Genomic DNA, 12,725 nt, shown 5'->3' on the forward strand with positions numbered 1-12,725 from the left:
CGCGGGCGGCGGTTTGGATCATGAGGCCAAACCCCTTATTGTTCTGCTTTTAAAACAATAGGGGGTTGGGTCTCTTGGGTTTTGCGGGGCTCTGCCCCTGCGCCCCGCGTTCGCCACGTGGCAGGGATTGGGGCAAAAAAACCGCCCCAACCCTTGCTAATAGCGTTTTTTGTTTGGCTAGCGTAAAGGGGTATCCAAAAAGATTTATAAAGGCAAAAAGCACGCCTTTACAAATCTTTCTGGACGTCCTCCCCTTGACTTGTGTGTAAGTGGGTGGGGGAATTAGGGGTTTTGGGTTAGTAGAAATATCCCAAGCGTTACAATTAATAAAAGGGCTATTTTAAAAGGCCATCGCATGCCTATTAAGCCTTTCCAGCCTTTACGTTCATAAGCCGTCGCTACAACAATACCCAGAAAGAATGATAATAAACAATTCATATCCCTACTTTTGCCCCTTTATTACTTAACGCTTTTTCGTTGTAACCGTCATACATCAGATTTTGCGGACTCTCTCCGCCCATTGTCAGCACTTGGCCGCCGCTCTCTTTCGGCTCTGCTGCCGTCGGTGTCGGTGTCGGTGTGGCCGCCGCTTCTTTATAAGGATTGTATATGCCGTTCTCTACGAACTCAAGACATTGGGTTTTGCTGAAGCCTTTAATAGGTGTGCCTTGGTCTGTGTAGCAGGTGCAGCGGTTGGCGTTTTTAACGCAAGCGACTGGGTAGGGCATGGTTTTTACTGCTTTGTTGTATTGGTCATATATCGGGGCTGTGTGGGGTTGGCCGTCTATGGCTGGCTTATAATCGTCTTCGGTCAGGTGTGGCCGCTGATGCTGCGGCTCGGGCGTTGGCTGCGCTTCGGGGTATTGCCCCGTCCCGTGCGTCCCGTTTTGGGCTTGCGCCCCCACCGTGCCGCCCGTTTCGGGGCTTGCCGCTGGCGCGGCAACTTCCTGCTGCGCCGTGAGGGTCGGTGTGGTTTTTTTGAAGTCTCCCCAAAAGTCATAAAAGCCCCAAAGGCCACCGATTATCATCAAAAGAATGACAGGAATCAGGTAAAAGACTTTGCTGCGGCCTGTTTTGATTTTGGTGTGTTCTTCGGCTGATTTGTATAGGCCGTACACGCTTTTATCAAGCTTATACACGCTTTTGAGTGCGTCTCTTACGTCTGCCCTACTTTCGGGATTTTTCGCTCCGCCCGTACTCCATTCTAGTTTGCGCCTTACGCCTAGTTCGGTCTTGCTTACGTGGGTATGATGCTCAATCAGGCTTCTTAAATTCGCATCAATCAATCTTGGGTGCTGGGTAATAAAAAAGAAGTCTAGGCCGCGATGGCGGTGGGTTTCAAGCTCTGAAACATAATCAGGTACTTTTGAGCCACTCGGGCGCGGCCTAAAGATGCGCTGGCATTCGTCAACCACGATGATTGCGCCTGTCGGCGCCCACTTCGGCCACGTTTGGATGCTTTCGCCCTCGGGGATTTGTTCATGTGGGATTTTTAAATCTGGAATACCGTCTATAAACAACGGGCGATTTTTAAGGTCGGGACGTTTTGCGAGCATGGAGACGACATTCAGGGTTTTGCCCGAACCTGGTACGCCTGTGAACAGATATAACATGGCTTTTTCTCTCTATTTTTTGGATATGCCTGCGGCCAGTTTGGTCAGGCTTTTTGTGGAAATGACAAAGGCAAATGCGCCGATTATCCAGTTAAGCACTACGCCCAAGCCTGCGATATAGGCAATCTGCAAGGCTTCTTTTGGGATGGTGTTCAGGTTTTCGGCAATGGCCGCGACTATGCGGCTCTGCACTTCGTTCAGACCAACGTATGTTACAAACGACAGGCCAAACGCTGCGATTAGTCTGCCTGCTACGGTCATCAGTACGGCGGTTATGATGTTCCCAATATTCATTTTAGTCTTTCAGTGATGAGTAAACGAAAAAGGAGCAGGATACGATTGTGATAAGTATCAAAATCGGCCTTATTTTTCGGGCAAAATCGCATAGGGGGTCATATGAAAATTCATGTTGTCCGAACATGCTGAAATCTACGCTTCTAGGTTCGGGGCATACGCCATCAACTGAAAATATATCGGCTGGTTTAAAGTCTAAATCTACGGTTTGGGTGGGTATGTCGGGGTCTTCATAGGCTGTATTTTCCTGCGGTGGTTGGTCTTCTTTAGGCTTGTTTGGCACGGTCGGATTATCGGGTGTGATAGGTGTGCTTGGGTTGTTTGGGCTAGTCGGTGTCGTGGGGGTGGTCGGACTCGTGGGGCTTGTGGGTGTGGTTGGTGTACTGGGGTTGTTTGGTATCAACGAGCTTCGCGTTGGGGCTTGTGGGCTGTTCGGTACGAGATCGGAACGAGGAATAACGCTTGTTGTTACGCTGCCGTCTTTGTTTATCGTTATTTGGGTCTGCTGCGGTGTGTTTGAGCCTGACGGAGTATAAGGGGCGGTAGTAGCCGTTGCCGGTGTGAACTCGGTCGATGTTGTCGAATCGGGTACGACGTTGCCCATTTTGGCGAGCTGGTTCATCAGTTCGGCATGGTTGGTTTGTTGGTTCTCAAGCATGCGCTTGAGAATGTCTAACATTTCCTGTTGGGTTAGTTGGAAGTCTTTGGTGTTTACTTCGGGTCTTATTTCTTCATCAGGAATTTTTGAACCAAAATCGTAAACTGAAACGCCTACAGTATCGTAATAATCTTTATCACCAGTAAACTTAAATTTATAATTCAAAAGAATGTCTGTGCCTTTTATTCTGTATTTAAACTCTTTTGATCCTTTATTATTTGAAAAATTTAAATCGTCATAATTTCCAATTGGTGAATCTGAATAGCCTGAAACCCATTGGGTATGTTTACAACATCCCTCAACCCAATTACCATTTTTGTCCATTCTTAAAGCGGTCTCATTAAAACGAACAAAGTACCTATATTTTGTTTTACCGTTTTCGTTTTTTGTAGGCGGAAGTTGTGCGGCTTCTTGTGCGGCTTTGGCTTTGGCGGCCGCTTCTGCTGCTTTTTTTGCTGCAGCGTGAGCTACTGCGCCGCTGAAGTCGCCTGCTTTTTCTGCTTGGGCTTGGGCGGCTTGTTGTTGGGCGGCGATTTGGCCTAATTGTTGGCCGCTTGAGTTGTTTCTAATACCTGTTTTATCTAAAAAATTATTAATCCCGCTACCAAGTCCAGTTATATCCAACGCTGCTAGACCTGATAACAACGCGCCAACTGTATTTCTAGCTGCGTCGCCCCAGTCTCCTGCTTTAATATCTCTATATGCCCAAGCTGCATAGTCAGATCCAATAGCTCCGCCTGCTGCTGATAATCCTGCAAGCGTGCCTCCAATCGCCATTTCAACCCTACCCGTATTCACGCGCTGCGTTACTTGCGTGTTAACCGTGGCCTTGTTGCCGTAGCCGTCTGTTACGGTTACGCGCTGACCCTGCGTTCCGGTGATTTGGCCGCCTCCGCTGCTTACTGTCGGTTTGCCTGTTGGGTTTGTTTGTACTTGCCAAACGCCTTTCTCTCTGTTGTATCCCATTTGCTCGAGCTTTTGGGCTGATGGAAAGCCTACGTTTTGGTGGTGTGCAGGTGGTGGTAGTTGCGCGTCTGCGTTTACTTGAGCATGAGGAACGACAACGCCCAGCAGCAGAACAGGTAGGGGGCGGCGGCAATTAAAAATAAAATTTCGGGGAGCATTATTCTTCATCTCTTTCTTTCATTATGTTCAAGGTTGAAAGCACTGCGCGGATAATCCAAACGACGACAAACGCGCCCAACAGGGCTATTCCTACTTCCCTGCCTGCGTTTGTGTATTCGTTCGGGTCGCATTGGGGAAATGTGGGTTTTACGGGGTATTCATGCCCCTGCTGTTTGTATGTCCAAGTCCTGCCGTTAAAAACGGGGTGATGTAACACCCCGTCTTTATCTATCGTCGGTACGACTTGGGTCATCACAGTGTTGACTGCTTCGGCTTCTGTGCCGTAGCAGATTCTTCCGACTTGATAACCCATGTCGTTTCCTTAGGCTTTGGATACTGCGCGTTTAATTACGCCAATGGTTACGATTGCAACGGCTACGCCAATAATCACGCCGCCAATGCCTGCAATACCCGTTTTCATGCTGGCGATTTCGGCTTTTGCGGCTTCCAACGGTGTGTCATCAGCCCAAACGGGAGCAGACATTACGGCTACTGCTACGGTTGCAGCGGCGTTACGCGCTGCGGTTTTCAGTTTCATGATATTCATGATTTTTTCCTTTAAGTGAGTTAAAAAATTTTGTGGCCGTTTTTAGGGGTCTGATTCAGGGGAAACGGCCAAACCCTGAATTTTGTTTGTTCGTTAACTTTCGTCCGAGTAATAAACGTTGTCTTTAAAGGCGCGTGGGTGGATTTGCAACGTTACAACTTGGTCGCGCTTTAAATGCTGGTATTTTTCAGGGTGCTTTGTACGCAATTCGCAAAGCTGCGTGCCGTCGTCACTGCGGACGAGGAGTCCGATATAGTGGACTTTAATGTATGTGCCGTCCGCATTTTTGCGCTCTTTGACAAAGGCGCGGTCAAATGACGCGGTTACAAAAAAGCCTTGTTTCGGGGTTTGGTTTTCGCTCATGCTGGTTACTCCATGTTTACGATGATTTCGCGGTTTTTAAATGCCCATTTCGGGCTTAGGACAAATGCCAAGACGGTGTTGTAATTCTCTTGGGTAATGCTAGGTAGAGATACGCGGTAGTTCCACTCTGCTACGCTGTTCAGGTAACTTTCTACCTGCTCAACCCACTTTTTTAACTTGCGTCTCCACTCTTTCGAGCCTTTGGACACAAAAGCAAAATTGCTGTTTGCTACTTTCCACACGTATTTTTTATCCATGCTGTTACGCACGAGCCTATAACCTTTGTCTTCTGGCAGTCGGCTGTTGATGTGTTTGCTGATGTATTTGGATACGTATCGCGCCAAACCTTTGCTGTTGGTTTTGACCGGCAACAGTTCTGTTCGGCCAAAGCCGTATTTGTGGACGTTTTCACGGAGCAATGCCCACAGTTGTCGCAATGCGGGATTGGCCGAGCTATATCTGCCTGCGGCGATTTCGCGGAAATTCAGGCCACGCCGTATGTCGACACGGGTATTTACGATTAAATGGAAATGGATACGGCCTTTCTTCGTGCGCTCGTAGACGCAGACGTATTCAGGAAAGTGTCGTTTAAGGAAGTTGGTTCTTAAGCTGTGAAAACGGCGTTGCGCTTCTTTCGGGTCGGTTACGTCATCAGCGAAGGTCAGGGTTAAAAAGCCGACTTTGTTCAGGCCGAAGGCTTCAATAAACGCTTTTACGTTCATTTCTAGGGCGGTAGTGGATTTTTTGTAAGAAGTGGAAAACTCGTTCAGCGTGTCCGCTTTACGGTTTTCATACTGACTTGGCAACTGCTTGATTTCGCCGCTGTTTGCGGTCTCAATGCAGTTGTTACTATTTAGACAAGGAAGAGCGCGTTCCGCGCTTGCTGAAGCTGAACGGTTCATGATTGCACCTCCGCCATCAGTGCGGATACGCTTAATTGACCGTATAAATCGGCTTCGCCGTAAGTGATTTGGGGATTGTTGTGATTGCGAATAGGAAAAGCTTTGGTTTCCAAGCAATCGATGGTTCCGCAGGTCTCGGAAAACAGGCGGAAGATGTAGGCAACGGGATTTTTTTCAGGTTGCGGTGTAATTGTGTAGTAGGCAAATGTTGACATTTCAGACCCCTTGAAAAGTCGGTTAATCGGAACTTGTCAAGGGGTTTGGTTTGTAATTTACACTCCCTTAACGGAGTGCAATATATAAGGCCGTCTGAAATCCAGTTTCAGACGGCCTTTTCAATCTACTTAAAACCTTCTATCAGTCTTTGAAGCGTTTGAATACCAATGTGCCGTTGGTACCGCCAAAGCCGAAGGAATTGGAGATGGCAACGTCGATTTTCGCATCGCGTGCTTCGTTGGCGCAGTAGTCCAGATCGCAACCGGCTTCAACGTCTTGTTCAAAGATGTTGATGGTTGGTGGAGATTTTTGCTCGTGTACTGCCAACACACTATACAACGCTTCCACGCCACCGGCTGCGCCGAGCAAGTGGCCGGTCATAGATTTGGTAGAGTTAACGATGACTTTGCGCGCATGATCGCCTAAAGCGCGTTTGATGGCTTTGGTTTCATTGGCATCGCCTAAAGGAGTCGATGTACCGTGTGCGTTGACGTAATCAACGTCTTCAGGATTCAGGCCGGCATCTTTCAGCGCACGAGTAACCGCCAATGCAGGGCCTTCTTCGTTAGGCGCGGTAATGTGGTAAGCATCGGAGCTCATACCGAAGCCGACGATTTCGGCGTAAATTTTCGCACCGCGTTTTTTCGCGTGTTCCAATTCTTCCAACACCAGCACGCCAGCGCCTTCGCCGATAACGAAACCGTCACGGCCTTTGTCCCACGGACGGGAAGCGGTAGCAGGGTCGTCATTGCGAGTGGAAAGTGCCTTCATGGCGGCAAAACCGCCAACGCCCAAAGTGCTGATTGCGCCTTCTGCTCCGCCTGCAATCATCACGTCTGCGTCGCCGTATTTAATCAGTCGTGCAGAATCACCGATAGAGTGTGCGCCGGTCGTACAGGCAGAAACCATGCCGTAGCTCGGGCCGCGGTAGCCTTTGAGGATGGTCACGTGACCGGAAATCAGGTTAATCAGCGAACCCGGAATAAAGAAAGGATTGATTTTGCGCGCGCCGCCTTCGATAACGGCTTTGCTGGTCGCTTCGATGCTGGGCAGGCCGCCGATACCGGAGCCGATGTTGACACCGACGCGGTCTTTGTCGAGGGTTTCCAAATCGTCCAAGCCTGAATCATTGATGGCTTGCAGGGCGGCGGCGATACCGTAGTGGATAAACACGTCCATACGGCGCGCTTCTTTCGCGCTGATGTATTGGCCGATATCGAAATCGCGTACTTCGCCGGCGATTTGGCTGTTGATGTCGGATGCGTCAAAGCGGGTAATCCGTCCGATGCCGCTTTTGCCTGCGAGCAGATTGCTCCATGCGGTGGCGACGTCGTTGCCGACCGGTGATACTTGGCCAAGACCTGTGATGACTACTCTTCTCTGACTCATGATAATCTCGCTGTTGGTTGTCGGGATTTTCGCGGCAGCCTTGCTCTTTTTCTTCGTGAAACGGGCAAAACTCATGCCGTCTGAAATTTCAGGGGTTTAATAATAAGGTAAAAGCCTCTATTGCGATGGCGCAGCAGAGGCTGGATGTTTGGTGCGACCGATTAGCCTTGGTGGGCGTTGATGTAGTCGATAGCCAATTGTACGGTAGTGATTTTTTCAGCGTCTTCGTCAGGGATTTCGCAGCCGAAAGCTTCTTCCAAAGCCATCACCAGTTCTACGGTGTCCAGAGAGTCAGCACCCAAATCGTCTTGGAAAGAAGATTCGTTTTTCACTTCGGCTTCGTTTACGCCCAGTTGTTCAGCAACAATTTTTTTAACTTGTTGTTCGATGTTTGACATGTCAGTCGTTCCTTTTCGCCTTGCGGCAGGTTGTTTAAGGGAAATAATTCGTCGGTATTGTACCGAATTCGGATAGAGTTTTCCATCTAATCCTGCATTTTAGCACAGATTATTCTGGAAAAACCTGTTGTTGCGCATATTAGCATATGCTGATTTTAACCTACAAGCAGGAATTTGTTTTTGTTACGTATTAACATTAACATTATTAAAAACAAGGGGCTGTACTAGATTAGCAGATATGTTACCCTCGAAATATGAAGATAACGCACTGCAAATTAAAGAAAAAAGTACAGAAAGAACTGCTTCGTTTTTTTGTACTCGAAGTTACCGCCCGTTCTGCCGCCGATATTTTGGGTATCCATCCCAATTCGGCAGCACTGTTCTACCGTAAAATCCGCACGGTTATCAACTATCATTTGGCCTTGGCTGCCGATGAGGTTTTTGAGGGCTCAGTCGAACTGGACGAAAGCTATTTCGGCGGACGGCGTAAAGGCAGACGTGGTCGCGGTGCGGCAGGAAAAGTGGTTGTCTTCGGCATTCTGAAACGCAACGGACGGGTCTATACCGTTGTGGTGGATAATGCCAAGTCTGAAACGTTACTCCCTGTCATCAAAAAGAAAATCATGCCGGACAGCATTGTTTACACGGATAGCCTGAGCAGCTACGACAAGTTGGACGTGAGCGGTTTCATCCATTACCGCATCAACCATTCCAAGGAATTTGCCGACCGTCAGAACCACATTAACGGCATTGAGAATTTTTGGAATCAGGCAAAACGTGTCTGCTGGTTTCGTGAAGGCCTACGCAGGATCAGCGTTGTCAGCGTTTTCATGTGTATGCTAACCTTCTGCAAGGTATCTGCTTAATCATATTTGAAATCAGTATAAAGCATAATTATCAGTATCCGAAATTCCAGTTAATTAAATATTCAGAGACAATCGTTAAGATTGATTTAAGGATGAAAATGCAAGACCAAGAAAACATTAAAAACCAAGAAGAACAAGAAAATCAGCCAAAAGAAGACAATGGCGCCATGACCAAGTTGCAAGATGTGTTCAATCTTGCGCATGACCAAGCTCATCCCGATAAGATCGATGCCACCATCCGCGCCAATACTCGGGTGACCGGAACCAGTATGTGGGTATTGATGTTTGCCATTGCCGTGTCGAGTATCGGTCTGAATGTAAACAGCACGGCAGTAGTGATCGGAGCGATGTTGATTTCGCCGTTGATGGGGCCGATAGTCGGTATGGGTTACGGTTTGGCGGTAGGGGATACTGCGCTGATCCGTCAAGCCGTGCGCAATATTATTATATTCGTCGTCATCAGCTTGATTACCGCTACGTTGTATTTCCTGTTAACCCCGCTTAAAGAGGCGCAAAGCGAGATTTTGGCGCGTACTCAGCCGACCCTTTGGGATGTGTTGATTGCCTTCTTCGGCGGTAGTGCGGGTATTGTGGCGCTGACCCGAAAAGAGGGAGGCAATGCCATACCGGGTGTGGCGATTGCTACCGCATTGATGCCACCCCTGTGTACTGCGGGCTACGGACTGGCACATGGCAACTGGCACTACTTTCTCGGTGCTTCATATCTTTTTGCCATCAACTGCGTGTTCATCGCTTTTGCGACCTTGTTGTTTTCCAAGCTGCTCAAGCTGCCGCGCAGGGGGTTGGTAAAGGAATCCAAACGCCGGTTGCACAGCATCATTATTACTGCCGTCGTACTTGCTGTCATGATTCCGAGCGGCTATATGGCATCAGGACTGGTGCGTCAGGAAATCTTCAACACCAGAGCCAATGCTGCCATTGCCACTGCGAAGCAACAGGAAGGTTTTTTCGTGCTGCGTAAGATGTTGAACCATAGAGAAAATAAAGTCAGTCTGGTTGTCAATGGAACGGGCAATGCCGAGAAAATTTCCGCCTTGCTGGTGAAAAGCCTTAACGCGTCGGGGGTGAAAGAGCCGAAGGTCAACGTGGTCTATGCGGGAGGGAACAATGCCAAAATCGAAGAATTGCTGGCAAGCCGAAACAACCCGGTTCAGCAGCAAAATGAGCTGAAAGAGCAGCAGGCCTATATCGATACCGTACTGGCAGGCAAAGCCTCCGATATCGACGATGCAGCGGTACTCAAGGAATTAAAAGCCCAATATCCGGAAGCGGAAAAAATCGTTGTCGGACGCGGCTTGGCTTGGGATAAAGCGCAAACAACGCCTGTTTCCGAACAGTCTGAAAGCCAAAAAAACGCAGAACCGAAGACAGATACATATGACGATATCGTCGTTGTCTCTCTCGAATTGGAGCAGCCACTACCTGCCAAAGATCACGAGCGGATACAGGCGTGGTTACGCCAGCGTTATGAGGGTAAGGTAGTGCGCATATTGCAAACGCACAAGTCTCAGACAGATAAACCGTCTAACGAATAATCGCCTTCAGGCTTTATCCATTTCCGAGAAATCATTGATTGTTCCTAGTACACCAAATCCGCCTCAAACACGCCTCTCAAGGCGTTGGAGAGGCGGATTTTTTCTGCACGTTCGAGCATATCGCGGGTGATGTGTGTTTCGATGATGGTGTCCGCGCCAAAGTAGGTTTGCAGCTGCTGCAACACGGCTTGGCGCATGATGCCGTTGAGGATATCCAAATCCAGAGACGGGGTGAGACGGGTGTTTTTGTGCATGTTCATGTTTCAGTATTCTCCTGGAAATACTGTAAACAACGCTACTAGTTTCTACAGCATCGAGTTGATAACGTTCGCCCACACCGGCAAGGTTTTCTGCGCCAAGGACAAGTTTGAGTTTCTCAAAGTCGATTTGGTCTTCGCAAAAGACTTCGGGAAAGATTTGTTTGAGTTTTAATATATTGTTTTGTTTGAAATTATTTTCTAAATCGTGTATAATTTTTCGGTTCGGTTGCCATAATTGCGTCTTCCATCAATGATCACTTACAAAGTGTCCATTTTATCGGGATATGTTGAAAGTTAAAAGAAAAGAAGGCCGTCTGAAAAACTTTAATATTCGTTTTTCAGACGGCCTTCTTTTCACTTACCGAAACAAGAGTATTTTGTTTCTCAACTTTACGAAACAGTCAGTCCTGCTGCTTGCTTCTACCCCAAAAACTCTTTCAAAAACAGCAATACGCAGGTAAGTTCGTCGGCGGATTCGCGTTGCGTACCGTTGCCGGTATGGCCGCCGCCGTCAGGCGAGTAGAGCCAAGATTGCGGCGAGGTTTCGCGCAGTTTGGCGTAGAACTTGAGCGCGTGGGCGGGATGGACGCGGTCATCGCTGAGGCTGGTGGTAATGAGCGCTGGCGGATAATTGATGCCGTCTGAAAGATTGTGATACGGCGACAATTCGCCCAGCCAGCGTTTGCAGACTTCGTATTTTTGCGGATTGCCGTATTCGTCCGTCCAGCTTGAACCGGCGGACAGCAGCGGATAACGGATCATGTCGGTCAGCGGCACTTCGCACACCAGCGCGCCAATGCTTTGAGGTTCGCGCACGAAAGCGGCGGCGGTAATCAGGCCGCCGTTGCTGCCTCCCTGCAAGCCGATGTGTTTGGGCGAACTGATACCGCGTTCGGACAAATCGCGCACGACGGCAAGCAAATCATCAACGCTTTTATGTTTGCTGATTCCCTGCGCCGCCTGATGCCAACGCGGGCCGAATTCGCCGCCGCCGCGGATGTTCGCCAACACAAAGGCATTGCCCTCTTCCAGCCAATATTTGCCGACGCTACCCAAATAATGCGGCAATTCGGGAATACCGAAACCGCCGTAGGCATAGACTAAGGTCGGCGTGTCGGGCGTGGCGTTTTTGCCGATGTGGAAATAAGGAATGCGCTCGCCGTCGGCCGAAGTCGTCCAAAACTGCTGCACGTTGATGCCGTCTGAATCAAACTGCTGCGGCTGACGGCGCATGACGGTCAGTTCCATCACGTTCAAATCCAGCGCAAACAGCGTCAGCGGCGTGGTGAAATCGCTGGCGGCAAGGTAAACCACGTCGCCACCCCACGGTTGGTCGGTCATTTCCAACGCACCCGAAGGCAAGCGCGGCAGTTCGACTTCCTGCCATTTGCCGTCGCTAAAGCGCCATGCTTTCAGACGGCCTTGTACGTTTTCCAACAGGCTCGCCACGACAAAACGCTTGGTCGTTTCCACGCTTTCCAATGCCTGCGTTTCATCAGGCGCAAACAAAAGCTGCGCCGCCCCGAGTTCGCCCCGATTCAGTTTCACAGCCACCAGCGCACCGCTCGGATAGCTTTGGTTTGCGCGGTTCCAGTCTTTACGCAGCGTCAGCAAAAGATGTCCGGCCAAATAGCCGACTACGTCGCAATCGTTGGGCAGGTTTAACGGTTTCGCCTCGCCTTCAGACGACACCTGCAAATAGGTTTTGGTGTAAAAACCATCTGACGCTTCAATCAAATCAATCGGCGACCCCTGCGGATCGAGATAACGCCACGCGTTTACCATCATGCCGTCTTCGGCAATTTGATACACCGGCAGGCTTTCCTCGAAACTTTTGCCGCGTTCCACCAGCCATACTTCGCGCGGATAGCCCGATTCGGTCAACTGGCGTTCGTCCCAAGCCGGACACACCCACACGCTGTTTTCATCGCGCCACGACACATGGTTTTTGCCTGCCGGAAAGTGAAAACCGCCTTCTACCAACTCCCCTGCTTCCAAATCCACTTCCAGCGTGTACGCCGTATCTCCGCCCGATTTGCTCAGTGTTAACAACGCGCGGTTGGGCTGTTCCACCAAGTGCGACACGCCGCCCAAATACACATCGTCGCCGAGCAATTCATCGAAATCCGCCACTGAAAACAGGATTTTCCACTCGGGATAGCCGGAACGGTACGTCGCCGCGGTACATACGCGGTACACGCCCTTCGGATATTCTGCGTCCTGATGGAAATGGTACATCCGCGCGCGGTGTTCCTGACAAAACGGAATCTGCCGCGTGTCCTGTAACTGCGCCAAAATGCCGTCGGACAATGCGCGCGCTTTGTCGTTTTCTAAAAAACGCGCACGCGTTTCGGCATGGGCCGCGGCGGCAAAATCTTGCGTTTCGGGAGATTCGAGGTTTTCAAAATGGAGATAGGAATCGGGGTAAGATTTCATAGGAAAAGGCCGTCTGAAAGATTGGGAAACGGAATTATAACGGCAAAATCAAAAAAGGCCGTCTGAAACCTGCGTTTCAGACGGCCTGAGACATTATTCAAC

13 protein-coding genes and 1 pseudogene are annotated in these 12,725 nt (G+C 49.5%); 2 read left to right on the forward strand and 12 right to left on the reverse strand.

What is annotated here, in order from left to right:
- Nucleotides 1–434: 434 nt before the first annotated feature.
- From O3682_RS07865 to acpP, 10 genes are all read right to left on the reverse strand, one after another.
- Nucleotides 435–1,613 (reverse strand): zonular occludens toxin domain-containing protein, encoded by a 1,179-nt coding sequence (locus tag O3682_RS07865; RefSeq protein WP_371509439.1) that lies wholly within the window; start codon nucleotides 1,611–1,613, stop codon nucleotides 435–437.
- Nucleotides 1,614–1,625: 12 nt separating this feature from the next.
- Nucleotides 1,626–1,907, reverse strand: coding sequence for a DUF2523 family protein (locus O3682_RS07870; RefSeq protein WP_371509441.1), 282 nt, complete (start codon nucleotides 1,905–1,907; stop codon nucleotides 1,626–1,628).
- Nucleotide 1,908: 1 nt separating this feature from the next.
- Complete coding sequence (locus tag O3682_RS07875; RefSeq protein WP_371509443.1) at nucleotides 1,909–3,699, reverse strand: virulence factor TspB C-terminal domain-related protein; 1,791 nt, start codon at nucleotides 3,697–3,699, stop codon at nucleotides 1,909–1,911.
- The gene (locus tag O3682_RS07880; protein WP_371509445.1) at nucleotides 3,689–4,003 is read right to left on the reverse strand and encodes a hypothetical protein; all 315 of its coding nucleotides are present in this window, start codon (nucleotides 4,001–4,003) and stop codon (nucleotides 3,689–3,691) included. The genes O3682_RS07875 and O3682_RS07880 overlap by 11 nt, the downstream gene beginning before the upstream one ends.
- Before the next feature lie 9 nt (nucleotides 4,004–4,012).
- Nucleotides 4,013–4,237: a hypothetical protein gene (locus tag O3682_RS07885; protein ID WP_371509447.1), complete on the reverse strand. Its 225-nt coding sequence runs from the start codon at nucleotides 4,235–4,237 to the stop codon at nucleotides 4,013–4,015.
- A gap of 93 nt (nucleotides 4,238–4,330) precedes the next feature.
- Complete coding sequence (locus tag O3682_RS07890; RefSeq protein WP_371509449.1) at nucleotides 4,331–4,600, reverse strand: hypothetical protein; 270 nt, start codon at nucleotides 4,598–4,600, stop codon at nucleotides 4,331–4,333.
- 5 nt (nucleotides 4,601–4,605) lie between these two features.
- Nucleotides 4,606–5,502 carry a rolling circle replication-associated protein gene (locus tag O3682_RS07895; RefSeq protein ID WP_371509451.1) on the reverse strand — a complete coding sequence of 299 codons (897 nt, stop codon included), beginning with the start codon at nucleotides 5,500–5,502 and terminating at the stop codon, nucleotides 4,606–4,608.
- Nucleotides 5,499–5,717 carry a hypothetical protein gene (locus O3682_RS07900; protein WP_371509452.1) on the reverse strand — a complete coding sequence of 73 codons (219 nt, stop codon included), beginning with the start codon at nucleotides 5,715–5,717 and terminating at the stop codon, nucleotides 5,499–5,501. Before O3682_RS07900 ends, O3682_RS07895 begins: the two co-directional genes overlap by 4 nt.
- A gap of 142 nt (nucleotides 5,718–5,859) precedes the next feature.
- Nucleotides 5,860–7,107 (reverse strand): beta-ketoacyl-ACP synthase II, encoded by a 1,248-nt coding sequence (gene fabF / locus O3682_RS07905; protein WP_371509501.1) that lies wholly within the window; start codon nucleotides 7,105–7,107, stop codon nucleotides 5,860–5,862.
- Nucleotides 7,108–7,268: 161 nt separating this feature from the next.
- Nucleotides 7,269–7,505 (reverse strand): acyl carrier protein, encoded by a 237-nt coding sequence (gene acpP / locus O3682_RS07910; RefSeq protein WP_003679644.1) that lies wholly within the window; start codon nucleotides 7,503–7,505, stop codon nucleotides 7,269–7,271.
- Nucleotides 7,506–7,759: 254 nt separating this feature from the next.
- On the opposite strand from acpP, the pseudogene O3682_RS07915 reads away from it, so the two are divergent.
- Together O3682_RS07915 and O3682_RS07920 are read left to right on the forward strand one after the other, a co-directional pair.
- Nucleotides 7,760–8,287, forward strand: a pseudogene (locus tag O3682_RS07915) (IS1595 family transposase); the annotation flags it as partial.
- Nucleotides 8,288–8,469: 182 nt separating this feature from the next.
- Nucleotides 8,470–9,927, forward strand: a complete 1,458-nt coding sequence (locus O3682_RS07920; protein WP_371509454.1) for a DUF389 domain-containing protein — start codon at nucleotides 8,470–8,472, stop codon at nucleotides 9,925–9,927.
- Between the two features lie 44 nt (nucleotides 9,928–9,971).
- Here the strand turns inward: O3682_RS07920 and O3682_RS07925 are convergent, their stop codons facing one another.
- Nucleotides 9,972–10,187 (reverse strand): aminotransferase class IV, encoded by a 216-nt coding sequence (locus tag O3682_RS07925; RefSeq protein WP_371509455.1) that lies wholly within the window; start codon nucleotides 10,185–10,187, stop codon nucleotides 9,972–9,974.
- 420 nt (nucleotides 10,188–10,607) lie between these two features.
- Entirely contained in the window at nucleotides 10,608–12,623 is a 2,016-nt protein-coding gene (locus O3682_RS07930; protein ID WP_371509457.1) for a prolyl oligopeptidase family serine peptidase, read from the reverse strand.
- Nucleotides 12,624–12,725 lie beyond the last annotated feature (102 nt).

Origin of the sequence: Neisseria sp. 27098_8_112 (genome assembly GCF_041433235.1) — a bacterium.
In the GTDB taxonomy this organism is placed as follows: domain Bacteria; phylum Pseudomonadota; class Gammaproteobacteria; order Burkholderiales; family Neisseriaceae; genus Neisseria.